This window comes from Streptomyces sp. NPDC053432 (genome assembly GCF_055585365.1).
In genome coordinates this window covers 64,987-89,044 of the sequence record NZ_JBVJKF010000004.1, presented here as the reverse complement: position 1 = coordinate 89,044, position 24,058 = coordinate 64,987, and the positions used below count along the sequence as shown (strand labels likewise).

At 73.0% G+C, this 24,058-nt stretch carries 29 protein-coding genes; 9 read left to right on the top strand and 20 right to left on the bottom strand.

Annotated features, from left to right (window positions below):
- Positions 1–55 precede the first annotated feature (55 nt).
- Entirely contained in the window at positions 56–460 is a 405-nt protein-coding gene (locus ACZ6Y1_RS08710; protein WP_469625072.1) for a hypothetical protein, read from the top strand.
- Between the two features lie 185 nt (positions 461–645).
- On the opposite strand, the gene ACZ6Y1_RS08705 is transcribed toward ACZ6Y1_RS08710, so the two are convergent.
- The 6 genes from ACZ6Y1_RS08705 to ACZ6Y1_RS08680 form a co-directional block, all read right to left on the bottom strand.
- On the bottom strand, positions 646–840 hold the full coding sequence (locus ACZ6Y1_RS08705; RefSeq protein ID WP_469625070.1) for a hypothetical protein: 195 nt from the start codon (positions 838–840) through the stop codon (positions 646–648).
- 66 nt (positions 841–906) lie between these two features.
- The gene (locus ACZ6Y1_RS08700; RefSeq protein ID WP_469625068.1) at positions 907–1,248 is read right to left on the bottom strand and encodes a hypothetical protein; all 342 of its coding nucleotides are present in this window, start codon (positions 1,246–1,248) and stop codon (positions 907–909) included.
- A gap of 78 nt (positions 1,249–1,326) precedes the next feature.
- The gene (locus ACZ6Y1_RS08695; RefSeq protein ID WP_469625065.1) at positions 1,327–1,932 is read right to left on the bottom strand and encodes a class F sortase; all 606 of its coding nucleotides are present in this window, start codon (positions 1,930–1,932) and stop codon (positions 1,327–1,329) included.
- A gap of 245 nt (positions 1,933–2,177) precedes the next feature.
- Positions 2,178–2,441, bottom strand: coding sequence for a hypothetical protein (locus tag ACZ6Y1_RS08690; RefSeq protein ID WP_469625063.1), 264 nt, complete (start codon positions 2,439–2,441; stop codon positions 2,178–2,180).
- Between the two features lie 32 nt (positions 2,442–2,473).
- Positions 2,474–3,235: a CbtA family protein gene (locus tag ACZ6Y1_RS08685; RefSeq protein WP_469625060.1), complete on the bottom strand. Its 762-nt coding sequence runs from the start codon at positions 3,233–3,235 to the stop codon at positions 2,474–2,476.
- A 44-nt stretch (positions 3,236–3,279) separates the two neighbouring features.
- A complete protein-coding gene (locus tag ACZ6Y1_RS08680; protein ID WP_469625058.1) occupies positions 3,280–3,492 on the bottom strand; it encodes a CbtB domain-containing protein in 213 nt (70 codons plus the stop codon).
- A 218-nt stretch (positions 3,493–3,710) separates the two neighbouring features.
- Between ACZ6Y1_RS08680 and ACZ6Y1_RS08675 the strand changes: the two genes are divergently transcribed.
- Positions 3,711–4,205: a histidine phosphatase family protein gene (locus ACZ6Y1_RS08675; protein ID WP_469625056.1), complete on the top strand. Its 495-nt coding sequence runs from the start codon at positions 3,711–3,713 to the stop codon at positions 4,203–4,205.
- Positions 4,206–4,234: 29 nt separating this feature from the next.
- On the opposite strand, the gene pucL is transcribed toward ACZ6Y1_RS08675, so the two are convergent.
- From pucL to ACZ6Y1_RS08655, 4 genes are all read right to left on the bottom strand, one after another.
- The gene (gene pucL, locus ACZ6Y1_RS08670; protein ID WP_469625054.1) at positions 4,235–5,152 is read right to left on the bottom strand and encodes a factor-independent urate hydroxylase; all 918 of its coding nucleotides are present in this window, start codon (positions 5,150–5,152) and stop codon (positions 4,235–4,237) included.
- A 231-nt stretch (positions 5,153–5,383) separates the two neighbouring features.
- A complete protein-coding gene (locus tag ACZ6Y1_RS08665; protein ID WP_469625051.1) occupies positions 5,384–6,745 on the bottom strand; it encodes an aminotransferase class III-fold pyridoxal phosphate-dependent enzyme in 1,362 nt (453 codons plus the stop codon).
- A gap of 198 nt (positions 6,746–6,943) precedes the next feature.
- Positions 6,944–7,312: a hypothetical protein gene (locus tag ACZ6Y1_RS08660; RefSeq protein WP_469625048.1), complete on the bottom strand. Its 369-nt coding sequence runs from the start codon at positions 7,310–7,312 to the stop codon at positions 6,944–6,946.
- 194 nt (positions 7,313–7,506) lie between these two features.
- Entirely contained in the window at positions 7,507–7,710 is a 204-nt protein-coding gene (locus ACZ6Y1_RS08655; protein WP_376659720.1) for a cold-shock protein, read from the bottom strand.
- 240 nt (positions 7,711–7,950) lie between these two features.
- Between ACZ6Y1_RS08655 and ACZ6Y1_RS08650 the strand changes: the two genes are divergently transcribed.
- Positions 7,951–8,475 carry an RNA polymerase sigma factor gene (locus ACZ6Y1_RS08650; protein ID WP_469625045.1) on the top strand — a complete coding sequence of 175 codons (525 nt, stop codon included), beginning with the start codon at positions 7,951–7,953 and terminating at the stop codon, positions 8,473–8,475.
- On the top strand, positions 8,475–8,954 hold the full coding sequence (locus tag ACZ6Y1_RS08645; RefSeq protein ID WP_469625043.1) for a hypothetical protein: 480 nt from the start codon (positions 8,475–8,477) through the stop codon (positions 8,952–8,954). The genes ACZ6Y1_RS08650 and ACZ6Y1_RS08645 overlap by 1 nt, the downstream gene beginning before the upstream one ends.
- Here the strand turns inward: ACZ6Y1_RS08645 and ACZ6Y1_RS08640 are convergent.
- Complete coding sequence (locus ACZ6Y1_RS08640; RefSeq protein ID WP_469625717.1) at positions 8,944–9,684, bottom strand: PP2C family protein-serine/threonine phosphatase; 741 nt, start codon at positions 9,682–9,684, stop codon at positions 8,944–8,946. The two genes, ACZ6Y1_RS08645 and ACZ6Y1_RS08640, sit on opposite strands and share 11 nt — an antisense overlap.
- A gap of 142 nt (positions 9,685–9,826) precedes the next feature.
- On the opposite strand from ACZ6Y1_RS08640, the gene ACZ6Y1_RS08635 reads away from it, so the two are divergent.
- A complete protein-coding gene (locus ACZ6Y1_RS08635; RefSeq protein ID WP_469625041.1) occupies positions 9,827–10,126 on the top strand; it encodes a hypothetical protein in 300 nt (99 codons plus the stop codon).
- A 101-nt stretch (positions 10,127–10,227) separates the two neighbouring features.
- On the opposite strand, the gene ACZ6Y1_RS08630 is transcribed toward ACZ6Y1_RS08635, so the two are convergent.
- The 6 genes from ACZ6Y1_RS08630 to ACZ6Y1_RS08605 all read right to left on the bottom strand — a co-directional run bounded on the left by ACZ6Y1_RS08630 (position 10,228) and on the right by ACZ6Y1_RS08605 (position 17,640).
- Positions 10,228–12,789 (bottom strand): ABC transporter permease, encoded by a 2,562-nt coding sequence (locus ACZ6Y1_RS08630; protein ID WP_469625039.1) that lies wholly within the window; start codon positions 12,787–12,789, stop codon positions 10,228–10,230.
- A gap of 43 nt (positions 12,790–12,832) precedes the next feature.
- Positions 12,833–13,657 carry an ABC transporter ATP-binding protein gene (locus ACZ6Y1_RS08625; protein WP_469625037.1) on the bottom strand — a complete coding sequence of 275 codons (825 nt, stop codon included), beginning with the start codon at positions 13,655–13,657 and terminating at the stop codon, positions 12,833–12,835.
- Between the two features lie 427 nt (positions 13,658–14,084).
- Positions 14,085–14,762, bottom strand: a complete 678-nt coding sequence (locus tag ACZ6Y1_RS08620) for a response regulator (RefSeq protein ID WP_469625034.1) — start codon at positions 14,760–14,762, stop codon at positions 14,085–14,087.
- Entirely contained in the window at positions 14,759–16,408 is a 1,650-nt protein-coding gene (locus ACZ6Y1_RS08615) for a sensor histidine kinase (RefSeq protein ID WP_469625032.1), read from the bottom strand. The genes ACZ6Y1_RS08620 and ACZ6Y1_RS08615 overlap by 4 nt, the downstream gene beginning before the upstream one ends.
- Before the next feature lie 90 nt (positions 16,409–16,498).
- Positions 16,499–16,993, bottom strand: a complete 495-nt coding sequence (locus tag ACZ6Y1_RS08610) for an anthrone oxygenase family protein (protein WP_469625030.1) — start codon at positions 16,991–16,993, stop codon at positions 16,499–16,501.
- 14 nt (positions 16,994–17,007) lie between these two features.
- Positions 17,008–17,640 (bottom strand): maleylpyruvate isomerase family mycothiol-dependent enzyme, encoded by a 633-nt coding sequence (locus tag ACZ6Y1_RS08605; protein ID WP_469625028.1) that lies wholly within the window; start codon positions 17,638–17,640, stop codon positions 17,008–17,010.
- Between the two features lie 71 nt (positions 17,641–17,711).
- On the opposite strand from ACZ6Y1_RS08605, the gene ACZ6Y1_RS08600 reads away from it, so the two are divergent.
- On the top strand, positions 17,712–18,635 hold the full coding sequence (locus ACZ6Y1_RS08600) for a LysR family transcriptional regulator (protein WP_469625026.1): 924 nt from the start codon (positions 17,712–17,714) through the stop codon (positions 18,633–18,635).
- Between the two features lie 6 nt (positions 18,636–18,641).
- Here ACZ6Y1_RS08600 and ACZ6Y1_RS08595 read toward each other — a convergent pair whose 3' ends face one another.
- Entirely contained in the window at positions 18,642–19,580 is a 939-nt protein-coding gene (locus tag ACZ6Y1_RS08595) for an alpha/beta fold hydrolase (protein WP_469625715.1), read from the bottom strand.
- Positions 19,581–19,699: 119 nt separating this feature from the next.
- Between ACZ6Y1_RS08595 and ACZ6Y1_RS08590 the strand changes: the two genes are divergently transcribed.
- On the top strand, positions 19,700–20,323 hold the full coding sequence (locus ACZ6Y1_RS08590) for a TetR/AcrR family transcriptional regulator (RefSeq protein ID WP_469625024.1): 624 nt from the start codon (positions 19,700–19,702) through the stop codon (positions 20,321–20,323).
- A 140-nt stretch (positions 20,324–20,463) separates the two neighbouring features.
- Entirely contained in the window at positions 20,464–21,021 is a 558-nt protein-coding gene (locus tag ACZ6Y1_RS08585) for a hypothetical protein (protein ID WP_469625022.1), read from the top strand.
- Between the two features lie 177 nt (positions 21,022–21,198).
- Here the strand turns inward: ACZ6Y1_RS08585 and ACZ6Y1_RS08580 are convergent, their stop codons facing one another.
- Positions 21,199–22,617, bottom strand: coding sequence for a DUF2252 domain-containing protein (locus tag ACZ6Y1_RS08580; protein WP_469625021.1), 1,419 nt, complete (start codon positions 22,615–22,617; stop codon positions 21,199–21,201).
- A gap of 296 nt (positions 22,618–22,913) precedes the next feature.
- Positions 22,914–23,117, bottom strand: a complete 204-nt coding sequence (locus ACZ6Y1_RS08575) for a hypothetical protein (protein ID WP_469625019.1) — start codon at positions 23,115–23,117, stop codon at positions 22,914–22,916.
- 398 nt (positions 23,118–23,515) lie between these two features.
- On the opposite strand from ACZ6Y1_RS08575, the gene ACZ6Y1_RS08570 reads away from it, so the two are divergent.
- Positions 23,516–23,959: a hypothetical protein gene (locus ACZ6Y1_RS08570; RefSeq protein WP_469625017.1), complete on the top strand. Its 444-nt coding sequence runs from the start codon at positions 23,516–23,518 to the stop codon at positions 23,957–23,959.
- Positions 23,960–24,058 lie beyond the last annotated feature (99 nt).

Genomic DNA, 24,058 nt, shown 5'->3' with positions numbered 1-24,058 from the left:
CTTGCCGGTCCGGGGTGCCGGGTGTGCCCTGGATGATGGGAGAGAGGAGCCCGTCATGGCACATGCGGCACCCGCTGCCCACCGGCAGCACCGGCAGATGACGGACATGACCCACCTGGGCATGCTCGCCTACGCCGGGCCCCTGCTTCTCGGTCTCGTCTACGGACTCTGGGCCGCCTACATGGAGCGACAGGAGGGCCCGGTCACGGTGGCCAACGTGTTCTACGGCATTCTGTGCGGCGCGCTCTTCGCCGGAATCGCGTTCGGCCTCGGCCGGATGGGCCCGGGCGTCATGCAGGAGCTCCGTGCCGTGGCGTACGGCGCCTTCGGCGGTATCGCCGTGGGATACCTGCACAGCCTCACCGACCAGTCGATCCTCAAGGCCGTGGTGGTGGGCCTCTTCGCCGGTATCGGCGTCGGCGTGGCGGCGTTCTACCGGTTCCACACCCACGAGCCCTGAGACAGGTCCCGTCCGCGGCGGTACTTTCGGCCCGGGCTGGTCGGTACTTCCGCCCGAGGCGGCCCGCGGGCCGCGCACCCCAGACTGAACAGTGGCACCGGTTCCCGTGCCGTGGTCGAACCTCACGTGACCACCCTCCGTTGCCGAGGGCACGGGAACCGGCGCTCCCTCATTCCTGCGGGGCCTTACGCGGCCGGGTCCGCCGGAGCGGCGGTGCCCTGCCGCTCCCGCTCCTGCTTCGTCTCCTGCTCAGGGTCAAAGGCGACGGGCTGGACGGGCTGGACGGGCTGGACCGGTCGGACCGGCCGGACCGGCGGGGCGAAACGGGCGGCCTCGGCACGGAGCATGGCGTTCAGCGCGGCGTACGGGTCGACGGGCATGACGGAACCTCACGGTGTGCGGTGTACGAAGTGGGGGGTGTGGATCTGCTCTCGGGCTCGGCCCGGTCAGCAGCGCAGGACCACACTCCGCGCCGTCCCCGTGGACGGCACCGTTCCGATCGGCTCGCACGCATCGGCGACCCCGGGCTGTTTCACGTGAAACACCGGCAGCGGCCTCAGCCGTACGCGGGGGATCCCGCGCTCGGCCAGTCGTACCGCAGCGCGCAGTTCGGGATCGGCGCCCGGGTCGGACGGCCCCTCGGTGGGTTCCGCGGGCGCGGTGGAGGCGGGCCGCGACTCGGCGGCCGTCGCAGCGGCCGGACCGGCTCCGAACACGCACAGCAGCACGACGCAGGCCGCTGTGAGGGCCCGGGTCAGTGCCGCACGCGCGCATTGCCTCCCGCTCATGCGAGGGGTGTGCCCCGGCATCGGCGGCGGCACCCGGCCGCGCCGCGAGCGTCCCCCGACCGGGGTACGAAGACCCCCCTAGCGGGTGCGGCGCTGCCCCGTCAGCCGGGCCAGTACGGCGGTCTCGCCGCCGACCAGGCGCAGTTGGGGGCGCCCCGCCGGGTCCTCCGCTCCGGACACCTCGCCGGGGGAGACCCGTACGACGGTGAACACGGCGGTACGGCCGTCCGCGCGCGGGATCTCGACGGTCCGGCCGGGCCGCAGTTCGCCGAGGCGGAGCCCGGCGCCGGTGACCGAGGCGGTGCCGGCGGAGCCGGGCGCCGGGCTCCCGGAGTCCCAGGAGACCGCTCCCTCGGGGCCGGTCAGGGGAAGATCGACGCGCAGGCTGGGGATCCGCAGCCGCAGCGGCCGGGCGGCCCGGAGCGGGCCGTGGACGGCCCGCAGCGGCCCGGGAGCGGTCCTCGGCGACCGGGCCCCCTTGCCGGGGGTGTGTTCCTCGGCGTGTTCCAGCTGCCGGACGAGGCGGCGGTGGCCGGACAGGCCCAGGGCCCGTGAGGGCAGCGAGTCGTCGGTGGTCGCGGTCGAGGGGGAGGGCCGGGCGCCCTCGGTACTCTGCAACACCCCGATGCCGGTGGACAGCAGAGTCACCGTCAGTGCGGCGACGACCCACTTGGCGCGGGGCATGGCGATCCTTCCTGTCCGGCGCGGACGGCCGGGTCATGTGAGCAGTGGACACCTCCTCTGCCCATCCGCACCCTGTGAAACACCGCAGACTGACGGTGCGTCACGGCTCGGGCCGCCCGGAACTCGTACGTCTTCGCAGATGGCGGCCGGTCCACGGGCCGGCCGCCGAAGATGGGTGACGTGCACCCGAACGAGTGAGATGCTGCGAGGTCCTCCCGAGCGGGCAGGCCCGGCGCCGGACGGAGTCACACGAGCACTGTGAGAGCCGCCGCGGTGCCCATGGCCGCGGCGGCGAGGTGCATCGCCGGGTGGCCGTAGTCGCCGGACCACAGGTGCCGGACCAGCCCGCCCAGCGCGGCGAGGGCGGCGATCACGCCGATCTGGCCGAACAGCGTGATGGCGGTGAAGGGGGCCAGCGGCAGCAGGAGCGAGTTCAGCCAGAACGGGCCGGCGCCCGTCCATCCCCGCCATTCCCTGACCGCCGTCGGCACGTACGGCACGTACGGCATGTACTACTGGCCCCCTCGGGATCGCCTTCGCGTCAACTCGTCGGCTGCAAAGCCTCCTTGGGTGCGGCGGACGGCACAAGGGCGCGTTCGGCTAGAAAACCGAAGGCGAGGCCGAAAGTCGTCCACAGGGCGGTCTGGATGGCCAGCGACGCGAGGCGGAACTCCCAGATCAGCGCAGCCGGGAAGTCCGCCGGGACCTCGTTGACGCCGGGCAGGACGGCGTACGAGATTCCGACGAGCAGGACGAAGCCCAGGCCGGCGACGACCGAGGCGTTCCAGTTGCCGAGCTTCGGCGCGAGCCGCCGGCCGAGGATCAGCGTGCCCGCCGCGAGCAGGGCGCTGAGGGCGATCATCAGCAGGTACAGGGCCGTCCGCCGGGCGGCCGTGCCGGGGTCCCCGACGGCCGGCGGGTTGGCCGGGTACTTGAAGAACGGGACGAGGGTGACGGTCACGAACAGACCGGCGGTGACCAGTGCGGCCGTGGCCCGCGGGCCGAAGCGGCCGATCCGGCCCAGGGCGAGGCAGAAGACGAGCGCGGCGATGCCGCCGAGCGCGACCCCGTAGAGGATCACGCCGGTTCCGAGGCCCGCCGTCGCCTGGAGGGCCCGGCTGACCGGGGCCTCCTCGGCGCCGTGGTCGTGGCCGGCCGCGAGGTGGCCGGCCTCCTCGATGGCGATGGCCGCGTCGACCTTGGACTCACCGAACAGGTAGGCGACGAGGAACGCGGCCAGGCCCGCGAGGGCACCGGCCAGCATGCCCCGGACCAGCAGGACGCGGGGTGAGACGGTATTCATGTGTGGTGATCCCCTTGCTGAGGCGAAGGACCAGGCGGGGGAGATCAGTGGCAGGGGAACCCGAGCAGGTGGCGGCCGTCGTGCAGCCACTCGTGGACGTTCTCGCCCTGGAAGACGGCGGTGGCGCCCTGCTCGACGCCGACGAAGTACAGCAGGACCAGCATGAGGACGGCGACGAAGGCCGCCCAGGGGGCGAGCGCGGAGAGCGAGATAGGGGCGACGGCGGGAGCCGTCGTGGGCACGGCGGTGTTGGCCATGTCAGGAACCTCCAGAGGGAACACGCGTCCCGGTCAGTGGTGCTCGCGACGACGGGGGCGGGTCTGACTCACCTCCCCTGAGGGAGGATCACAGTGGCGCGACCGTGCCGGATTCTCACCGGTGCTTCCGTCGTACCGTCGTCATGCAGTTATGTCGTCCGAGACCGTACCGCGCTTACGCTCACCTTATGAACCCCCCATCGGTACGAGTTCATCTCGTGAGACTCCCGCTCGACACGGCTGCCCGCCAAGGACGGTTCCCAAACAAGGGAAACACCGGAAACACGGCGAACGCGGCGAACGCGGGGAACGCGGAAACCGAGGGAGAGCTCGCGGGACTGCGGGGCCTGGACGCGGGGGAGTGGGCGGGGCGGACCCTGGACGAGGTGGCCGCAGCGGACCCGGCGGGCGTGCACGCCTGGCTGACGGATCCCGGATACGCGCCGCCGGGCGGGGAGTCGGTGGACGCGCTGATCGCCCGCGTCGGGGCGGAACTGGCCGCCCTGGCCCCCGGCACGCACCGGTTCACGGTGGAACAGGCCGTCGTACGGGCCGCCGTGGTGCACGCGCTGGACCTGCCGGCGGCGGCCTTCTGGCGGCTCGACGTACGCCCGGAGTCGGTGACCACCCTCACCGGCCGCGCGGGCCGCTGGAACCTGCTCCTCGGACAGCAGGAGGGCCCGGACCCCGCGACGCGGTCCGGGCCGAACTGAGGACGTACGGCGTCCCGAAGAGCCGTGCGTTACGCGACGATCCAGTCGGACGTGGCGATCACGGGCTGCACGCCGTCACGGTGGATGGTGCCCTCGATCAGGCCGTACGGACGGTCCGCGGCGAAGTAGACCTCGTTGTCGTTCTTGAGGCCGAAGGGCTCCAGGTCGACGAGGAAGTGGTGCTTGTTGGGCAGGTTGAGGCGAACCTCGTTGACCTTGGGGCAGTTGTCGAGCACGCGCTCGGCCATCGCGTTCAGGGTCTGCTGCAGCGAGTAGGAGTAGGTCTCCGCGAAGGCTTCCAGCATGTTGCGGCGGACCTTCTTGTACGACTGGTCCCAGTCGTACTCGGTGTCGTCCGCGGCGAGCGCCGAGTGGGCCCAGCGCGCGGTGACCTTGGTCGCCAGGATGCGGTCGTACGCTTCCTTCAGCGTCGTGTACTTGTCCTTGATGTAGCCGTGGAACTCGGAGTTGGTCGAGTTCATCACCGTCAGGTCCTTCAGACCCGAGATGACCTGCAGGCCCGTGGTCTCGCTGTAGGTGATCTGCGCGGTGCGCACCTCCTGGCCCTTGCGGACGAAGGAGTGCTGCTCCTTGCGGGTCGGGACCGGGATGCGGTCCCAGGCGAACTCCTCGATGCGGATCTGCGCCTCGCGGATCGGGGACTGGGAGGAGACGAAGTGCTTGGCGAGCAGGATGCCGAAGGCCTCCGGCGACTCGATGCCGTGCTCCTTGCCGAAGGCGTACACCGTGTTCTTGGTGGTGTCGGTCGGCAGGCAGTTGGCGTTGTCGCCGGTCAGGTGCACGTCGCGGAACTCACCGCGCAGCGCCACCGACACGTTGAGGTCGCGGATCTCGGCCCAGGAACCGTCGCTGCCCTTGCGGGTGACCTTGACGATGCGGTTCTCGGCCTTGCCGTACTGGTTCTGGCCCAGGACGTGCTTGCTCATGGCTGTCTTCCTTCGGGTACACGGAGTCCGGCTGACTGGATCCCGTACGCCCGGCGTCCAGCGGTCGGCCCGCTCCCCGCCGTTCGGTCCGGAGGACCGCCCCGGGACTGACGTGCATCCCGGTCCGTAGGTGCTCTGTGTCGGATTTCAGCACGTTCACGCGTTGTTCGTAATGGCGCGGAACATCCAAGACAGGCACCCACGGGTTGGGCGACCGAACATTCCTGCAGGTCAGGCCATGTGCGCGTCGGCCACGGAGAGGGCCTCGTCGAGGATCTCCAGCCCCTTCGCGACGTCCTCGGCCGAGATGTTGCAGGGCGGTGCGACATGGATGCGGTTGCCCGCGATCAGCGGCCAGAGCCCGCCCTTCTTGCAGGCGGCCCCGAAGGCGGCCATCGGCGCGTTGTCCGCCCCGGCGGCGTTGTACGGGACGAGCGGCTCGCGGGTGGCCGGATCCCGTACGAGTTCCAGTGCCCAGAAGGTGCCGAGCCCGCGGACCTCGCCCACCGAGGGGTGCCGCTCGGCGAGCGCGCGCAGGCCCGGACCGAGGAGCTCCGTGCCGGTGCGGGCGGACTGCTCGACGACGCCCTCCTCGGCCATGACGTTGAGGGTGGCGACGGCGGCCGCGCAGGCCAGGACGTGTCCGGAGTACGTCAGTCCGCCCGGGTAGGGGCGCGTGGCGAAGGTCGCGGCGACGGCGGGCGAGATGGCGACGCCGCCGAGCGGCACGTAACCGCTGTTGACGCCCTTGGCGAAGCACAGCAGGTCGGGGACGACGCCCCAGTGGTCGGCGGCGAACCACCTGCCGGTGCGGCCGAAGCCGACCATGACCTCGTCGAGGACGAGCAGGATGCCGAAGCGGTCGCAGAGCGCGCGCACGCCCGCCAGGTAGCCGTCGGGGTGGACGAGCACGCCGGGGGCGCCCGCGACGGTCTCCAGGACGATCGCGGCGATGGACTGCGGGCCCTCGAAGACGATGGTGTCCTCCAGGTGGCGCAGGGCGCGCTCGCACTCCTCGGCCTCGTTCGCCGCGTAGAAGGGCGAGCGGTAGGCGAACGGGCCCCAGAAGTGCACGACGCCGGCGGTGGCGGTGTCGTTGCCGAAGCGGCGGGCGTCACCGGTCAGGTTGATCGCCGTGGAGGTGGCGCCGTGGTACGAGCGGTACGCGGACATCACCTTCGGCCGGCCGGTGTGCAGGCGGGCCATGCGGACGGCGTTCTCGACGGCCTCGGCACCGCCGTTGGTGAAGAAGATCCGGTCGAGCTCACCCGGGGTGCGCTCGGCGATCAGCCGGGCCGCCTCGGAGCGCACGTCCACGGCGAAGCCGGGCGCGACGGTGCACAGCCTGGCCGCCTGCTCCTGGATCGCCGCGGTGACCTTGGGGTGCTGGTAGCCGATGTTCGTGTAGACGAGAGCGCTGGAGAAGTCGAGGTAGCGGTTCCCGTCGTAGTCCCAGAAGTAGGAACCCTCGGCCCCGGCCACGGCGAGCGGGTCGATGAGGTCCTGCGCCGACCAGGAGTGGAAGACGTGCTTCCGGTCGGCGTCCTTGACTGCGTCTCGTGCTGCTGAGAGGGCGTCGGCTTCTGCGTTCATAAAACGAGGGTAGTCGTCCAGGATGTGGACACGGGGCGGTGTCCACACCGCGGGACGGCCCCGGGCCCCGCCGCCTTCCGGGCGCTCCCCACGCGGAGTGGCGGCCGCCGTCCAGGGACGTCTCCCATGGGGTGGTCACATCGCGGATTTTCGTGTCCGCGATGTGACGGGTCGATGGGGTCGGCGGGAGGTGGGGGGTCAGTGGTCCGAGTAGCGGAAATCCCCCACGGTCCAGGCGCCGACGTCGGCGATGGCGATCCGGTACATCCCGCCGGTCTCGGGGATGCCCAGCGTGCCCTGGAGGATGCGGGCCACGTGGAAGTGCAGATGGGAGGGCGGCGACCCGGTGCCGCCGGAGGCGCCCGGCGCACTGAAGATCTCGGAGAACGGGCTCAGCTGATCGGAATCCCGCAGGACTTCCGCGACGCGCTGGCGCCATACGCGCTCAGGAGCGAGCCGGCCGGTGATGACGGCGCCGTGGACCACGACGGTCAGGGACATCTGATTGGTTTGCTCCGATTCGACCATGGCGGCGAGATCGATGAGCAGCGCATCAGGGATCGACATGCCCATGCACTCTAGCGGCATTCGCGGCGGCGGGCAGTGCGAACGGGCCGGGGTCCGCACCGAAAAGTGCGGGCCCCGGCCCGTGCGCGTGTCCGCGGTGTCCACAGTGTCCGCGGTGTCCGCGGCGCTCGCGCTGTCCGCGCTGTCGGCGATGCCCGCGTGTCCGCGATGCCCGCGTGTCCGCGGTCCGCTCGTCAGGCGGGGACGATGTTCTCGGCCTGCGGGCCCTTCTGGCCCTGCGTGACGTCGAAGGTGACCTTCTGGCCTTCCTGAAGCTCGCGGAAGCCGGACGCGGCGATGTTCGAGTAGTGGGCGAACACGTCGGCGCCGCCGCCTTCCTGCTCGATGAAGCCGAAGCCCTTTTCCGAGTTGAACCACTTCACGGTGCCAGATGCCATATGAATTCTCCTTCGCGAGATAAAGGGAAAGTATTTTCGGCCGCGATTGCGGATGTCGGAACACTAGCACGGGCGGCGTCGCGGACGTGGAAATAGAGGGTCGGAAATTGCGGCCTCTGGTAATTAAAATCCGTGTGTGAAAATCTTAATAATGCCGTGCGGCCTGTGACGCAGGTCACGGGAATGTCCGCCCCCGTCCGCTCCCTCTTGCTTCCGAAAGACACCGTCAAGGAGGAGCAGATGAGGCCCACTTCCGGTCCCGCGCGGGACACCGGCGAGGTGGCCGCGCTCGTGCGGGCCGCCCAGGGCGGTGACCGGATGGCCGCCTCGGAGCTGCTGGACCTGCTGACCCCGTACATCGGCCGACTCTGCGGACCGATCGCCCTCCAGGACGGCCCGGACGCCACCCAGGAGGCACTCATCGTGATCTTCCGCAGCCTCGGCCAACTGCGGGAGCCCGCAGCGCTGTTCGGCTGGGCGCGGGTGATCGCCGTACGGGAGGCCGTGCGCATCGCCCGCACCGCGGCCCGCAGCGTCCCCGACCCGCTCGACGACGTCCCCGCGCGGGACGATCCGCAGCTCGCCGCCGACGTGCACGACGTACTGGAGCGGCTCTCCCCGGCGCACCGGGCCGTACTGGTCCTGCGCGATCTCGAAGGGCTGGACGAGCGTTCCGTCAGCGCGCTGCTCGGCGTGCCCGAACCGACCGTGCGGACCCGGCTGTTCCGGGCCCGCCGCAACTTCCGGAAGGCGTGGGGACGTTGATGGACTCCTGGCCGGTCGCCGAACTCGACCCCGTACGCAGGCTCCGCGTGATCGCCCGTACCACACCCGGCACGGGCCACGCCGAGGAGCTGATCGACGCGCCCTTCGACCGGGTCTGGGCCCTCGCCTCCGACCTGGAGCGGCAGATGCCGATGCTGATCGCGGACATCCGCTCCTTCACCGTGACCGCGGCCGACGGCGAGCACCTCGAAGCGCGGGCCCGCAGCCCGCTCGGCATGCGGGCGCGCTTCGACGTGGTCCTGCGGCCGGGCTGGTGCCTGATGCAGAGCCGCTTCGTGATCGGCGGCATGGCCGCCGTACCGGAGGGGGAGGGGACCCGGTTCGGCTTCTTCGGCGGTCTGCGGCTGCCCGGCACCGGTCTCCTCGACGGGGCCCTGCGGCCGCTGCTCGCCCCGCTGGGCGCACGGGCGCTGACACGCTTCAAGGACCAGCTCCGGCAGGACCCCGCTACGCGTTGACACGGACCAGCGCGAGGGTGATGTTGTCGGGGCCCCCGGCCTCGATGGCCGCCTTCCACAGTTCGAACGCGGCCTTGCCGTCGTCGTGGACCCGCAGCAGCCCGTCGATCTCCTCGTCGGGCAGCGGGTCGGTCAGCCCGTCGCTGCACAGCAGGTAGCGGTCGTCCCCGGTCAGGGGGAAGGCGGCCATGTGGGGGGTGACGGAGCTGTAGCCGCGGCTGCCGCCGAGCGTCTGCGTGACGAGGGAGGTGGTGCGCCGCCCGGGCTCCGGCGGCGGGCTGTCGTCCACGCTGACCTGGCGCAGCCCGCCCTTGTCCGCGTGGTAGACCCGGCTGTCCCCGACGTTGAAGGCCAGCAGCGACTCCCCGAGGACGAGCGCGCCGGCCACGGTGGTGCCCATGGCGGTCAGCTCGGGCCGGCCGTCGGCGGCCGAGTACACCATGCCGTTGCACAGCTTCAGCGCGTCGCCGATGCTCTCCTCGCCCGCCAGGGAGGGGCCGAGCGAGGCGAGCTGCCGTACGACGAGGGCGCTGGCCACCTCGCCGGCCGGCTGCCCGCCGAGCCCGTCGGCGACCGCGACGACCAGCGGACGGCCGAGCGGGAACAGGAAGGTCTGGGGGCTCTCGGTCACGGTCCCGCACAGCGTCCAGGGACCGACGACCAGGCTGTCCTCGTTGTGATCGCGCACCAGCCCGGTGTGGCTCAGGGCGGTCACGGCTACGTACGACACCACGGCGTCCCGCCTCTCCTCGGTGGGAACGTTCCCCGTCTCCCATTGTCCGCTCGGCATGCGCCGGGCGGCCCGCCAGAGCACTCTGGTCGTGGAGCTGCCGTGCCCAGACGGGCAGCACGTTCAGGAAGGACTGCCCGAGATGTTCGCGAGGCTCAGCACCTACCAGGGATCACCGCTTCCGGCGGAGGGGGATCTGGCGGCGAATTCGCAGGCGATCGTCGAGCAGATCCGGGACGCGCCGGGCTTCCGGGGCGCCTTTTACCTCGTCGACCGGGCCTCCGGGAAGGCCAAGTCGCTCACCCTGTGGGAGGACGAGGAGACCATGATGGCGAGCGAGGACCGGGCCACCCGCCTCCGCGCGGAATCCGCCCACCGGGAGGGCCAGCGGATCATCACGGTCGAACGCTACGAGGTGGGCTACAGCTACCTGCAGTCCTGAGGGCCGGGCCTGAGCAGCCCGTACGGGCGCCCCGGACTCACTCGTTCGAGTGCCCGGGGCGCCGGGGCGCCCGGTTCCCCGGGGGTGCCCGGGGAGCGGCCCTATTCCTGCGCCACGGCCCGCAGGGGCCCCAGCGCGGCCGCCCTGCGGGCGGGCACGAGCGCCGCCACCGCGCCGACCGCGAGGGAGGCCAGGCAGACGAGCAGCAGCGTTCCCCACGGCACCACGAGCGTGTACCGGTCCATCGCGCCCGCCGCCAGGGAGCCCACCGCCCAGGCCCCGGACACTCCGGCCACCAGGCCCAGCAGGGTGCCGAAGCCCGCCACGGTCAGGGCCTCCAGCCGGATCATCCGGCGGATCCCGGCGCGGTCCATCCCGATGGCGCGCAGCACCCCGATCTCCCGGGTGCGCTCGGCCACGGACATGGCCAGGGTGTTCACGATGCCGAGGGCGCTGATCACGACGCCGACGGCGAGCAGCCCGTACATCAGCGTCAGCAGGTCACCGAGGCTGCCGGCCGCCTCGTGGACGAGGGCCTCACGGTCCTGGACCTTCAGCAGCGGGTGGCTCCCCACGGCCGCGAGCAGCGCGCGCTCGGTCTTCCCGGAGACGCCGCCGGGGCCGGTGCGTACGAGGACCCGCTGGACCAAGCCGGGCAGGAAGCCGTTCTCCTGGACCTCGGCGCGGGCGCCCAGCACGTCGCGGGCCACCGGGTTGTCCCGGTAGACCCCGACGACGGTGTACTGGTGGAACTCCTGCGCACGGCCCATGCGTGCGTCGAGGCGCCCGCCCGCGGTCAGCCCGTGCTCCCTGGCGACGCTGCTGGAGACCGCGATCCGGCCCGGCCCGAGGTCCCTCGCCGAGCCGCTGGTGAAGTCGAGCTTCACGACGGCGTCCAGGCCGGCCGGGTCGACCCCGGAGACCTCCCGCACGTGGCCGCCCGCGAACAGGGTCGAGTCCGCGACGGCCGCCGCGGTCCGCACGCCCGCGGTCTCGCCGATCCGCCGCACGGCGGCGGGGTCGATGCCCGTGGTGGGGCTGCCGGTGCTGATCACGTAATCGGCGCCGAGGCCGTCGGCGGCCTGCCGGTCCAGGGCCCGGCCGGTCGAGCTCCCGATGACGGCGAGGCCCGCCACCAGCGCCGTACTGATCATCAGGGTGGCGGCGGTGGCCGCGGTACGCCGCGGGTCGCGCAGCGCGTTCTCCCGCGCGAGGTGCCCGACGACTCCGGAGCGGCCGGTCAGCCGGCCCGTCAGCCTGATCACCGGCCCGGCGAGCAGTGGCGCCAGCACGATCAGGGCGGCCACGAGGACACCGCAGGCGACCATCGCGTCCTGCAGGTTCTCCACCGAGGCGTCCTTCGCGCCGGTGACCGGCACCAGCAGCCCGGCGCCGAGCGCGAGCAGCACCAACCCCGCGACGCCACGGACCCGCGACCGGGCGGCGGAGGGCGGCTGCCCGGCGCCGCGCATCGCCTCGACGGGCGCGACCTTCGCGGCCCGGCGGGACGGCAGCCACGCGGCGAGCACCGTGACCCCGACCCCGACGGCGAGCGCGGCCGCGACCGGGAGCGGGCCGATCACCAGCGGACCGTCGGGCAGGGGCTGCTGCGCCGTGCTCAGCAGCCGCGGCAGCGCGGAGGCGATGCCGAGGCCGAGCGGGAATCCGGCCGCCGAGGAGACGAGGCCGATCAGGGACGCTTCGAGCAGGACCGAGCCGGCCACCTGGCGGCGCGAGGCACCGATCGCCCGCAGCACCGCGATCTCACGGGTGCGCCGGGTCACGAGCATCGTGAAGGTGTTGACGATGAGGAAGGAGCCGATGAAGAGCGAGACCCCGGCGAAGACCAGCGGCAGCTTGGTGTAACCGCGGGTCAGCGTGTCGACGAGGACGGTCTGCTGGGCGGCCAGGGCGTCGGCGGTGGTGGCCTCGGCCCGGTCCGGCGGGAGCACGGCGCCGACCCGGGCGGCGAGTTCGGACTGCCCGGTGCCGGCGGCGGCCAGGTCGATGCCGGTGTAGAGGCCGGGGGCCGCGAACAGCGCCTGCGCGGTGGCCCTGTCGAAGAGGGCGAGGGTGCCGCCCGCGGTCACCCGGGGGTCATGGGTGCGGACGATGCCGACGAGCCGCTTCTTCATGACCGCGCCGTCGGTGGCCAGGCCGACGGTGTCCCCGATGCGGAACCTTCCGGCGGCGGCGGTGCCGGTGTCCACCGCGAGCTCGTCCCCGTCGGCCGGGGCGCGGCCCTCGACCAGCGGATGGCGGCGGTCCGCGCCGTCCTCGCCCGGCAGATAGGCGGCCGCCAGGTTCGCCCAGGCCTTCCCGGCCCGCAGCGGGCGTCCGTCGGCGGCGGCCAGGGTGGCGGAGCCGTCGACGGAGGGGCGGACCGCCGCCACACCCGGCACCGCGGCCAGTCTCCGCGCGAGGGCGTCGTCGAGTCCGGTCGTACGTCGGTCATCGGCGGACCCGGCCGGGGGGTACTTCGGGGTCACGGTGACCGCGGTGTCCGCGAAGCTTGCGGACGCGGCGGCGCGGTGGGCGGCGGCGGAGGAGTCCGCGAAGACGAGGGTGCCGGAGACGAAGGCGACACCGAGGCAGACCGCGAGGACGGTCATGGCCAGACGGGCCTTGTGCGCGAGGACGTTGCGCAGGGCTGTTCGCAGCATGGGGGACTTCCGGTAGTGCGGGCGGCGGCGGAGGGGGCGGGGGTCAGCTCGCGCGGTCCGGGCCCTGGGCCTCGAAGCGGAGCATCCGGTCGAGCACGGCGCCGGCGGTGGGCCCGTGCAGTTCGTCGACGACCCGGCCGTCGGCGAGGAACACCACCCGGTCCGCGTGCGCGGCGGCCGCCGGATCGTGGGTGACCATCACCACCGTCTGCCCCAGCTCCCGTACGGAGTCCCGGAGGAAGCCGAGGATCTCGGCGCCGGAGCGCGAGTCGAGGTTCCCGGTGGGCTCGTCGGCGAAGACGATGTCGGGCCGGGAGACGAGCGCGCGGGCCACCGCGACCCGCTGCTGCTGACCGCCGGACAGCTCGGCGGGCCGGTGGTCCAGCCGCCCCGCCAGTCCGACGGTGGCGACGACCACCTCCAGCCACTGCGCGTCGGGCCGGCGCCCGGCGATCCGCAGCGGCAGCGTGATGTTCTCCAGCGCGGTGAGGGTGGGCAGCAGGTTGAAGCCCTGGAACACGAAGCCGACCTTGTCCCGCCGCAGGACGGTGAGCTGCCGCTCCGTCAGGGTGGACAGCTCGGTGCCGCCGATGCGCGCCGAACCGGAGGTGGCCCTGTCCAGCCCTGCCAGGCAGTGCATCAGGGTGGACTTGCCGGACCCGGAGGGGCCCATGACCGCCGTGAACCGGCCCCGGGGGAAGTCGACCGAGACCCCGTCCAGGGCGGTGATCCGGGTGTCCCCCTTCCCGTACACCTTCGTCAGGCCGACAACCCGGGCGGCGGGTTCGGGGAGGGAGGGGGTGGGTCGGGGGTGCTCAGGGCGCTGCGGGTGTTCGGGGCGCTGCGAGTGCTGGGGGAGCTGTGACATGACGTCCATCGTCACGCCCCTCACCTGCGGAAACATCGTGCTGGGGGCGGGAGTCGGGCTCTTCCGGAGGGAGGACGGTGTCCGGTCGGGCTCTCCCCTTCGGGCGACCTGGACCAGCACGGCCTCCGCCTTCCGAAAGGCGCCCCGCATCTCGGCGCCGGCATATCCGCCCGCCGGCCTCCGCGCCGGGAGCGACGCGCGCGGGCAGTGGTGCCGGGAGTGACGCGCGGGTACCGGGGTCGCTAGGTACGCCTGCGGGCAGTGGTGCCGGGCGTGACGCCCGCGGGCTTCGGCGGCGGGAAGGACCTGCGGGCATCGGCGGGGGAAGGGCGTTCCCGGCATCGGCGCCGGAAGGGGCCCCGGGCTTCGGCAGGGGCGTGCGGGGGTCGGTTTCGGGGACGGCGCCCCCGCGGACCGGCGCGACAGGTCAGTGCGACAGGCCCGTGCGGTGGGCGAGGAGGGCCGCCTGGACCCGGCTCGCCGAACCCGTCTTCTCCAGGACGGCCCTGACGTGCGTCTTCACCGTGCCGATCCCGATGCCGAGCCGTTCGGCGATGTCCTGGTTGGGCAGGCCCTCGCCGAGCATCGTGAGGACCTCCCGCTCCCGCGCGGTCAGCCGGGCGAGCCGCTCGTCCGCGAGGGCGGAGGCCTCGGCGTCGGGGTCGCGGCCCCGCAGCATCCGGGTGATCAGGGCCCCGGTGACGCCGGGGGAGAGCACGGCATCGCCCGCGGCCGCCGCCCGCACGGCACTGATCAGTTCCTGCGGGCCCTCGTCCTTCAGCAGGAAGCCCGCGGCGCCCTCCCGCAGGGCGCGTACGACGTTCTCCTCGTCCCCGAAGGTCGTCAGCATCACCACGCGCGGGGCGGGATCGAGGGCGAGCAGGGGTGCGATGGTGCTCAGCCCGTCGCGGACCGGCATCCGGATGTCGACCAGCGCCACGTCGGGGTGGTGGACGGCGGCCAGGTCGACGGCCTCCCGCCCGTTGGCGGCCTCGGCGACGACGTCGATGTCCTCGGCGTGCCGGAGGATCAGGCGGACACCGTGCCGGATCATCGTCTCGTCGTCGGCGAGCAGGACGCGGATGGGACGGGCGGGCTCGGTCACGGGGTCTCCCAGGGCATGGCGTCCCGGACCGACGGGACGTCGAACCGGTCGATGGCGATCAGGCGCTGCGAGGCGTCGAAGCAGTAGCGGGCGACGGTCAGGGTGCCGGGGCGGGTCTCGGTGGCGCCGTTGAAGGGGTAGACGCAGCCGGCCGTACCGGCCGGGCGCGGCGGCTCGTGGCCGGTGGCCGCGGCCCGTACCGCCTTGTTGTCGCTCACTCCCGCCGCGCCCACCTCTGCGTAGGTGTCGCCCACGCGGGGCAGCGGGGCGGGGCCGTGGCGGCGTCCGTCCGGCTGGGCCGCGTACACGAAGGCGATCCCGAGGACCATCAGCACGCACAGGGCCGCCAGTCCGCAGGCGAGCGCCAGCACCTCGGCCGTCCGCCGGCCGGGCGGGTCTTCCGGGGCGTACGTGCCGGCGGGCGGGCCGGTGACCTCCGGCGGGTTCCGGTCGGGGGTGTCAGCGGGCTCGGCCGGTACGACGGCCTCCACCTGGAACCCGCCGGAGGGCAGCGGCCCGGCGTCGAAGCTCCCGCCGAGCAGCTCGACCCGCTCCCGCAGGCCGGTCAGGCCGCGGCCGGTGCCGCGTTCCGCGAGGGGCGGGGCCGGGGCCGGCGGGGCGCCGTTGCGGACGGCGACCCGTACGGTCTCCTCGTCGTGCGCGACGGCCACGGTGACGTGCGCCGAGGGCGCGTAGCGGTGCACGTTGGTCAGGGCCTCGCGGACCACCCGGTGCACGGCCCGGCGGACGCGGGCGGGGCGCGCGTCGAGGTCGGGCCCCGTCCAGTCGAGCTCCACGGCGATGCCCGCGTCGCCGGACCCGGTGACCAGGGTCTCGATGTCGGCGCGGGTGCCGGTGGCGTCGGTGAGCGCGTCGGGGCCGGTGTCCCGGCCGAGCGGCCCGAGTACGCCGAGCGCCTGGCGCAGCTCGCGCATCGCGTCGCGGGTGGTGCGCCGTACGAGGACCGCCTCCTCGCGCAGGCCGGGCTCGGCGCGGGCCAGGGACAGCTCCAGGCCGCCCGCGTACAGGGAGATCAGGCTGAGGCGGTGCCCCACCAGGTCGTGCATCTCGGCGGCGATCCGGGACCGTTCGTGGATGCGGGCTTCGCTGTCGGCCAGCAGGCGGGCCCGTTCCGCCGCGTCCCCGCGCTCGCGCAGGGCGCGCAGCAGGCGCCGCTGCTGCCCCCGGACGGTGCCGGCCAGGCCGGGCACGACCACCGCGGTCGCGGCGAGGACCAGCCCCAGCGCGAGCCCGTACGGCACGGAACCCGGCCCGAGCCGCGGCCCGGCCGCCGCCGCGGACACCACGACGAGCACGGCGGCCGCCGCGAGCGGCCGCGTCCGCTCCCGCGCCCGGTCCGACTCGCGCGCCCCGGCGTAGGCGGCGGCCGCCGTCACCGGCCCGAGCGCGGGCACCGGGCCGGTGAGCGCGGCGAGCACGGGCAGCACGCCGTCCGGGAAGCGGCGACGCAGCGGGAAGAGGGCGGTCCCGGCGGCGAGCACCAGGAGCTGGAAGGCGGGCCGCGGAAGGAACCCCAGGTAGCCGAGCGCGACGTACACACCGAGCCCCGCACCGGCCACCGCGGCGGTCTCCACGACGGCGGGCAGGAGGCCGGGGGGACGTCGGAGACGGCTGGTACGGACCACGCGGACCAGTATCTACGCCGTAATCCGCGAGGGCATGGACCGCAAGGCGGATCTCCGGCACGCCCGCCTCTGCCCAAAGGGAGAGGCCCGTCACCTCCTGCCGGGAGAGGCGGGCGGCCGGCCGAGGGCGAGAACGGCGAGCAGTACGAACGCGGTGAGGGCGGTGAGCGTGCGCAGGTCGTTGAAGAGCTCCCAGCGCCGCAGGACCTCCGCGTGATCGGCCGGCGGCGCGGAGGTGCGCGCCCATTCCTTGATCCGGCCGTTGACCGGCACGTTGCCGAAACGGGTGATCAGGAATGACGCGAGGGTCAGCAGACCCGCCGCACCGGCGATCAGCCGGGCGCGGCCCCGGGTGACGACGGCAAGGGCGAGGGATCCCAGCGTCGACACGGCCATCGCCGTCTGCATGGTGATGCCGTTCGTCTTCATCAGCTCGGCGTGGAACGACAGCCGCATGTCGAGCGGTACCGCGTTGAAGGTGGGGACCAGATTCGCGGCGCCGTATCCGAACGCGCCGGCGAGAAGACCGGTGGCGAGCAGGGCGAGCCCGTGGAGGAGCCGGACGCGCGTGTTCGTCGGTGCCATGGGCCGGGCCGCCCTCACGCCCGCGCGAGGAGGAAGCGGCCGGCCGGTTCGCCCAGGAGGTGTCCCGGTGGGAGCCGGCGTCCGAACGCGAGCAGGAGGAGGTCCTGCGCGGCGCCCGACACGGGCGTTCCGGCGCCGAAGGTCCAGTCGAGGTCGGTGGCGCGGAGCTCGATGCCGCTCAGGTCGGCCCCGAAGAAGGCGAGGGACCTGGCGCCCACGCCCGCAAGGAGGATGCGTACGCGGTCCTCGGGCACCCGGCGGTCCAGGCCCAGCGCGACGGTGATGTCCAGGCCGTGGACCACGTCGTGGCCCAGGGCCGCCGCGATCCCGCCGACCGGGGGCCGCCAGGGGTGGTCCGCGTTGTCCGCGAGCAGTGCGGAGAGCTCACGTGTCGTGTAGGCGGACGCGTCCTCGCGCGCGCACCGGTCCGTCATCCGGTGGAGGCTGCCCCGGGCCCGGACCAGTTCCCGGGCCGTCCGGGCGAGCGAGTGGCGGAACCCCGTCGTCATGTGCGCCGCGACCTCCCGGACCCGCCACCCCGCGCACAGGCTGGGTGCGTCCCACTGCTCGGCCGACAGGCCGTCGAGTACGGCGGCGAGCTCGCGGCGCTCGGCTGCGATCGCGGCCCTGATCTCCGTGTTCCCCATGGTTCCAAGGCTCTTGGACCGCCCGCGGTAAGTCCAAGAGTCTGCGCGTCTCGCAACTAGCATGATCCGTTATGGACATCCGGCAGCTGCGGTACTTCATCACGGTCGCCGAGGAGGCCAACTTCACTCGTGCCGCCGCCCGTCTGCACCTGGCGCAGCCCGGACTGAGCGCCCAGGTCCGGCAGTTGGAGCGGGAGCTCGGGCACCGGCTGCTCGACCGCTCCGGCCGGGCGGTGACCCTGACGGAGGTGGGCGAGGCCGTACTGCCGTACGCGCGGGCCGCGCTCGCCGCCGTCGAGGCGGTACGGCAGACCGCGGACGAGTTCACCGGGCTGCTGCGCGGCCGGGTCGCCGTCGGCCTCGTCCCGGGCGCGGCCGCGGCGGGCAGCGGCTTCGACGTGACGGCCGTCCTGGCCGGGTTCCACGAGCAGCACCCCGGGGTGGAGATCGCCCTGACCGAGGACGTCTCTGAGCGGATGCTCGCCGCCCTGCACCGGGGGGAACTCGACATCGCCGTGATCGGCCTGGCGGACGAGGAGAGCCCGCCCGGGATCTCCCTGCAGGTCGTCGTCGACGTACCCCTCGTCGCCGCTGTCGCCCCGGACGACCCCGCCCTCGCTCCAGCGGACCGTACGGACATCGCCCTGGCCGAGCTTCGCGACCGTCAGCTGATCAGCCTGCCGCGCGGCACGGGCATGCGCGGCGTGCTCGAACGGGCTTGCGCGGGGGCCGGGTTCCGGCCCCTCATCGCCTTCCAGGCGAGTGCTCCGCCGTTTCTGGCCCAGCTCGCGGCGCGCGGCCTCGGGGTGGCGGTGGTCCCGGCCCTCCCCGCCGGTGCGGCGGCGGCCCTGGGGGTGCGGACTCTGGAGATCACCGGGCCGCGGCTGCGCGCCCGGGCCGCCATCGCCTGGCGGTCGGACGGCCCCTCCGGCCCCGCGGCCGCGGCCTTCCTGGACCTGCTGCGCGCAGGCTTCCCTCCGCCCGCCGGTCTCTGAGGGCGGCTACGCCGCGGAGGCCGGGCCGAGGGAGTCGACGTCCTCCATGAAGTCCAGCATCCGGGCGTTGACCACGTCGGGGTGGTCGATCTGCGGGCCGTGGCCGGTCGCGGAGAGGATCTCGGCGCGGGCCCCCGGGATCACGCGCGGCACCCGCTCCAACTGCCGCTGCGGGTGCACCAGCAGGCTGCGCTTGCCCATGATCAGATAGAACGGCGTGCGGATGGAGCCCAGTTCCGCGTCGGACAGCGGCAGCGGGGCCGGGCGCCTGATCCGGAAGGCCCGCACCCCCGCCCTGATCCACCGGCGCAGCTCCGGGACGATCAGCACCGGCTGCTCCAGCCACTTGGCGAGGGCCGGACGCAGGGCCTTCGGGGCGAAGGTGGCGAAGAGGCTCGCGAAGATCCAGACGAAGAAGCGCAGCCCCACCTTCTCCAGGCCGCCCGGGTCCAGGGCGGTGACCGAGGCGAGGCGTCCGGGCCTCAGGTGCGCCTGGTTGATGACCAGCCAGCCTCCGTAGGAGGAGCCGACGAGGTGGACCCGGTCCAGGCCGAGGGCATCGAGGGTCTCGTCCATCCACCGGGCGGCCCGCTCGGGCTGCCACATGGGCTCGCGCTGGACGCTGCGGCCGGGGTCGCCCGGGGTGTCGAAGGCGTAGACGGGGCGATCGGCGCTGAGCGCGCGGGTGTTGGGGTACCACTGCGCGGAGCAGCCGCCGGAACCGTGGATCAGGACGACCGGCGTACGGGATTCGGCCGCCGGGTCCGTGGGTCCGTACCGGTAGACGTGCGTGGTGCCGAAGCTGGTCTCCACGTCCGTCTCCGAGCGGATGGGCGCCCCCATCGCGAAGAGCGCGTCGCAGGCGGCGAAGTAGCGCTCGCGCAGTTCGTCGCTGACGTACCGGCCGATGTCGCGGCGCGGCACGCGGGTCGTGGTCTCGGGCATGGGCGCCTCCGGGAAGATCCGTCCGTCGTGGTCCATCGTGATACGACCGTACCATGATGTTGGTACGGCGGTACCATGAAAACCCCACCACCGACACCGACGGGCGGAGACACCGGAACATGCCCAAGCGCGTGGATCACGAGGAACGGCGCGCCCAGATCGCCGAGGCGCTCATCCGGGTCGCCGGACGGCAGGGCCTGCACGCCGTCGGCATGCGCGACGTGGCCGCCGAGGCCGGTGTGTCGCTGCGGCTCGTGCAGTACTACTTCGAAACCAAGGAGAAGCTGCTCTTCTACGGACTCCAGCACCTGACCGACCGCTTCACCGCCCGGGTGGGCGCCCGCCTCGCGGCGATCGGCCCCGCCCCCGGCCCGCGGGCGACGATCGAGGCGCTGCTGCTGGCCTCCCTCCCGACCGACGAGGAAGGCCGGACCTTCCACCTGCTCTACACCTCGTACTCCCTCCTGTCGGTCACCGACCGGGCGCTGGCCGCCCAGCCGTTCATCGACAGCCCCGACGCCGCCGAGGACGCCGTGGCCGGCCTGCTGGAAGGGGCAAGGGCGTCGGGCCTGGCCGATCCCGGCATCGACGCGCGCACCGAGGCGATCAGCCTGCTCGCGATGACGGCGACGATGGGCACCAGCATCCTGGTGGGCCAGCGGAGCCCGGAGAACGCCGTCGCGGTGCTCGAACACCACCTGGACCGGATCTTCCGGGCGGGCGGGACGCCGGCGGCCGGGTAGCGGCCCCCGGTGGGGACTGTGGCCCGATTCATGGTCTTGAGGAGTGGGCGCACGTTGACGACGGCGAAGCTTTAGGTAAGCCTTACCTAGCTTCCGGCCGTCGGGAGCCAGGCCGCCCGCCTTCCACCGGAGTCAGTTCGATGTCGTCCCCCGCAGTCAGACCCGCCCCCCACCCGATCCGCCTCTTCGACTCGTGGTGGACGGTGGCGGCGGGAGCGCTCGTCGCGATGGTCGTGCTGGCGGGCGGCGTGTGGTGTTCCCTGCACGTGCAGGCGGACGAGTCGATGCACACGGTCGCGCTCTTCGCACACCTGGCCTCGCTCGTGGTCGGCTTCGGCGCCGTGCTGTCCGCCGACTACTACGGACTGCTCTGGGCGACGGGACGCTGCACGCTGGCCGAGGTCGTCGGCGCGACCGCCCGGCTCCACGTGCCGATCTGGGCCGGCCTCGGCGGGCTCGTCCTCAGCGGGCTGATGCTGCATCCCGACATCGGCTCCCCCATGACCCTGACGAAGCTCGGCCTGGTGGCCGCGCTCACCCTCAACGGCCTCCAGGCGGGCCTCCTCGCGCGCCGCCTCGAAGCCGCCCACGGGACGGCCGGGACCGGGCTCCTCGTCTGGGGAGGCGTCACCGCCCTCGTCTCGCAGGCCTGCTGGTGGGGCGCCGTGGTCATCGGCTTCCTCAACAGCAACACCTGACCCGGCGGGACCCGATTCGGCAGCACCTGGCCCGCGTGGCCCTCGTCGGCGCGGCGCCTGGTCCGGGTGGCACCTGGTCCGCGTGGCGCCTCGTCCGGCGGCGCCCGGTCCGCGCGCCACTCGTCCGGCGGCGCCCGGGCCGGCGGCCCCTCGTCCGGCAGTGCCCGATCCCGGCGCTCAGGCCGCCTCGGCCCGGACCCGTCCCGCCGCGACGGCGTCGAGGAGCGCCTGGTGGTCCTTCTCGTTCTGGTCCGCGTACAGCTCGGCGAAGTCCGCCATCGCCCGGTCGAAGACGTCGCCGCCGCCCAGGTAGGCGGCGATGGCGATGCGGTCCCCGGACCTGGCGTGGGCGCGGGCCAGCGTGGAGCCGCACAGCCTGCCGAAGTTCGCCATCCGCTTCGGTGACATGTCCTCGGCTACGGCGATGCCCTTCCAGTCCCGCAACTGGCGTACGTAGAAGTCCCGGCGCCTGCCGTCGATGCCCTGGACGCGCTCCCAGCCGAGGAAGATGTCGCTGGTGGCCTGCATGAGCCGCTGCCCTGCGACGACCCGCTCGCCCTGGGTGCGGAAGGCGCTGGCGCCGGCGTAGGGCGCCAGGACCGACTGGTCGGCCTCCTTCGCCTGGAGCAGGAGCGGATCCCCGTCGTCCTTCCCGAGCAGCAGGATGACCCAGCAGCGGGTTCCCACGCTGCCCACGCCGACGACCTTGCGGGCGATGTCGCCGATCCGGTAGCTCTTCAGCAGGAATCTGCGGTCCGTCTGCAAGGTCTTGCCGTAGTGCTCGACCAGCCTGCTGATGTCCTTCTCCATCGAACCGCGTTCGGCGGGCTCCAGCAGATCGTGGAGCCGCACCAGCAGCGGCGGGTCGGGAGTGATCCGGCGCTTTCCGTCGACGACCTGCGTGAGCTTGTCGAAGACCTGGAGGGTGTCGTGCGCGTAGGCCTGCTGCTGCGCACGGCTCCAGCGCTCGCGCTGGCCCTCGCTCACGAGCGGACCCCACCGCTCCGTGAGCGACTCGACGGAGTCGCTGGTGTACCAGACCTCCAGGTTGCCCATCCCGGCGAAGTCCCGCATGCGCTCCCGGTAGGACTCCACGGCAGCCCGTACCACCGTGGCCCGCTCCTTGGCGCTGAAGCCGTTCGCCCGGCCCGCGATGACGAAGCTGGCCGACAGCCGCTTGACGTCCCACTCCCACGGACCGGGCAGCGTCTCGTCGAAGTCGTTGATGTCGAACATCAGGCGGCGTTCCGGTGAGGCCAGCAGCCGGAAGTTCAGCATGTGCGCGTCGCCGCAGCACTGGACCCTGAGCCCGCTGCTCGGCGTGTTCGCGAGGTCCGCGGCCATGATCGCGGCGGCCCCGCGGTAGAAGCGGAACGGCGACTCGCTCATCCTGCCGTAGCGGATCGGCACCAGCTCCGGCACGCGCCGCGCGGACTGCTTCTCGATGATGTCCACCGGGTCGGGGCGGTCCGGCGCGGGCTCGAACCCGGCATGGCTGGATCGGGGCACGCGCGCCCGGGCGGCCCTGCCGCGGTCGGCCCGCTCCTGCGGGGTGAGGTTGCGCGTCTCGTCGCCGGAAAGGTGGTTGTCGGTCATGGCGAACCCTCCCGGACGCTCCACGAACACGGTCGCCGACGTCGCCCGCCGCCCGCTGACCGTCGCCCACGGCGCCGCCGTCGCCGACGCCCCGACAAGAAGGGCGGCGCGCGCCCGCGCGACGCCTGGTACGGCTCTCGCTTCCGCTTCCCAACGTATCCGGGGGCGGTGCTCCCAGCGACTCGGGCGCGCCCCCGCCCCGCCGACGCGGCACACGGAGCCCGGCCCGGACGCGGCACGACGGAGCCCGGCCGGTGCGCGGTCGCCCCGGCCGGGCCCGTCACGGGTGCGGACGGTCAGAACGACTCGCCGTGCAGGTCCTCTTCGCGCAGCAGATCGTCCTCACGGCGGCGCGAGGGCTCCGTCCGGCCCTGCTCCTCCTGACCCTGCTCGCGGGACTGCCGGCCGGGATGCGGCCGCGCGGGGTCCCCGGGGCGCTGATGCCCCTGCGCCTCGCGGCTCCTGCCCGGCTGCTGACGCTTGTCCTGCTTTCCGCCCATGATGGCGACTCCTCGTGAGGGGTGGGTACGGATCCCCCCCGCCACACGCTGACACGCGCGGTGGCGCTCTGCACCACGTCGGCCCCGAACCCGCGGCACCCGGGTGAAACCACCGGGCGGGGCTCCGCCGCCGCGAGCGGGGCGTGGCGTCATGGGTGCACTGTGCAGCGGTCCCTGACCGGCTGGCATACTGAGCGGTACAGCCCTTCGCGCATCCCCCGTCGCGAAGGGCTGCACCTGTTGGCCGACGCCCGGCGGCATCGGAGCGCGGGAGGGAACACGGGCAGGGGACTCCCCTGTGGTCCCCTGACCGTGTTTTTTGCAGTTAACAGTGACGTAGAGTGTTTACGCAAGCCCGGTACTTGCGCCGGTGCACGATGCGAACGTAGGTAACGCGGATGGACATCGGCGAAGAACACGCGCCCGAGCTGCAGTCGTTGCGGCAGAAGGTCGAGTACATGCTGGAGAAGACCTTCCCGGGGCAGAAGGTGTCCGGGCGGACCTTCGCCGAGCTGGTCAAGGAGCGGGGCGGCTCCCTCTCCCACAGCTACTTCTCCAACATCCTGGCCGGGAAGGTCACCCAGCCCTCCGAAGAGATCCTCAAGGCCCTCGGGCTCGGCTTCGGTGTCGACTGGCGTTTCTTCAAGGAGGAGTCCGAGGTCGTCGGCGACGTGGTCGCCGGACTCCGGTTCCTCGCCAAGCGGCGCACCGGGGAGATCAGCGGCGTGGCGGGCCGGGGTGTCGGCGACGACGGACTGCCCCCGGAACTCCTGGAGTTCGCGCTCTCCCTGCTCGCCGACACCAAGGCCGAGCAGCGGCCCGAGGGCGCGCAGGACGCGTGACCTCGGGGTGGCCGGCGCGCACGCACCTCCCTGTCGTCGAACGGCGTTGGCTAGACTCGCCGACCGCATGTCACACACGCGTGACGACGACCAAGAGGC

Bases quoted from the DNA above. Each gene is read 5' to 3' on its own strand.
- ACZ6Y1_RS08610 (WP_469625030.1), bottom strand. From the start codon at position 16,993: ATGGCACCGACGAACACGCGCGTCCGGCTCCTCCACGGGCTCGCCCTG.
- ACZ6Y1_RS08590 (WP_469625024.1), top strand. From the start codon at position 19,700: ATGCCCAAGCGCGTGGATCACGAGGAACGGCGCGCCCAGATCGCCGAG.
- ACZ6Y1_RS08665 (WP_469625051.1), bottom strand. From the start codon at position 6,745: ATGAACGCAGAAGCCGACGCCCTCTCAGCAGCACGAGACGCAGTCAAG.
- ACZ6Y1_RS08680 (WP_469625058.1), bottom strand. From the start codon at position 3,492: ATGGCCAACACCGCCGTGCCCACGACGGCTCCCGCCGTCGCCCCTATC.
- ACZ6Y1_RS08710 (WP_469625072.1), top strand. From the start codon at position 56: ATGGCACATGCGGCACCCGCTGCCCACCGGCAGCACCGGCAGATGACG.
- ACZ6Y1_RS08700 (WP_469625068.1), bottom strand. From the start codon at position 1,248: ATGAGCGGGAGGCAATGCGCGCGTGCGGCACTGACCCGGGCCCTCACA.
- ACZ6Y1_RS08645 (WP_469625043.1), top strand. From the start codon at position 8,475: ATGGACTCCTGGCCGGTCGCCGAACTCGACCCCGTACGCAGGCTCCGC.
- ACZ6Y1_RS08605 (WP_469625028.1), bottom strand. From the start codon at position 17,640: ATGGGGAACACGGAGATCAGGGCCGCGATCGCAGCCGAGCGCCGCGAG.
- ACZ6Y1_RS08625 (WP_469625037.1), bottom strand. From the start codon at position 13,657: ATGTCACAGCTCCCCCAGCACTCGCAGCGCCCCGAACACCCGCAGCGC.
- ACZ6Y1_RS08650 (WP_469625045.1), top strand. From the start codon at position 7,951: ATGAGGCCCACTTCCGGTCCCGCGCGGGACACCGGCGAGGTGGCCGCG.
- ACZ6Y1_RS08575 (WP_469625019.1), bottom strand. From the start codon at position 23,117: ATGGGCGGAAAGCAGGACAAGCGTCAGCAGCCGGGCAGGAGCCGCGAG.
- ACZ6Y1_RS08570 (WP_469625017.1), top strand. From the start codon at position 23,516: ATGGACATCGGCGAAGAACACGCGCCCGAGCTGCAGTCGTTGCGGCAG.
- ACZ6Y1_RS08580 (WP_469625021.1), bottom strand. From the start codon at position 22,617: ATGACCGACAACCACCTTTCCGGCGACGAGACGCGCAACCTCACCCCG.
- ACZ6Y1_RS08695 (WP_469625065.1), bottom strand. From the start codon at position 1,932: ATGCCCCGCGCCAAGTGGGTCGTCGCCGCACTGACGGTGACTCTGCTG.
- ACZ6Y1_RS08585 (WP_469625022.1), top strand. From the start codon at position 20,464: ATGTCGTCCCCCGCAGTCAGACCCGCCCCCCACCCGATCCGCCTCTTC.
- ACZ6Y1_RS08600 (WP_469625026.1), top strand. From the start codon at position 17,712: ATGGACATCCGGCAGCTGCGGTACTTCATCACGGTCGCCGAGGAGGCC.
- pucL (WP_469625054.1), bottom strand. From the start codon at position 5,152: ATGAGCAAGCACGTCCTGGGCCAGAACCAGTACGGCAAGGCCGAGAAC.
- ACZ6Y1_RS08630 (WP_469625039.1), bottom strand. From the start codon at position 12,789: ATGCTGCGAACAGCCCTGCGCAACGTCCTCGCGCACAAGGCCCGTCTG.
- ACZ6Y1_RS08660 (WP_469625048.1), bottom strand. From the start codon at position 7,312: ATGTCGATCCCTGATGCGCTGCTCATCGATCTCGCCGCCATGGTCGAA.
- ACZ6Y1_RS08705 (WP_469625070.1), bottom strand. From the start codon at position 840: ATGCCCGTCGACCCGTACGCCGCGCTGAACGCCATGCTCCGTGCCGAG.
- ACZ6Y1_RS08690 (WP_469625063.1), bottom strand. From the start codon at position 2,441: ATGCCGTACGTGCCGTACGTGCCGACGGCGGTCAGGGAATGGCGGGGA.
- ACZ6Y1_RS08685 (WP_469625060.1), bottom strand. From the start codon at position 3,235: ATGAATACCGTCTCACCCCGCGTCCTGCTGGTCCGGGGCATGCTGGCC.
- ACZ6Y1_RS08595 (WP_469625715.1), bottom strand. From the start codon at position 19,580: ATGCCCGAGACCACGACCCGCGTGCCGCGCCGCGACATCGGCCGGTAC.
- ACZ6Y1_RS08635 (WP_469625041.1), top strand. From the start codon at position 9,827: ATGTTCGCGAGGCTCAGCACCTACCAGGGATCACCGCTTCCGGCGGAG.
- ACZ6Y1_RS08655 (WP_376659720.1), bottom strand. From the start codon at position 7,710: ATGGCATCTGGCACCGTGAAGTGGTTCAACTCGGAAAAGGGCTTCGGC.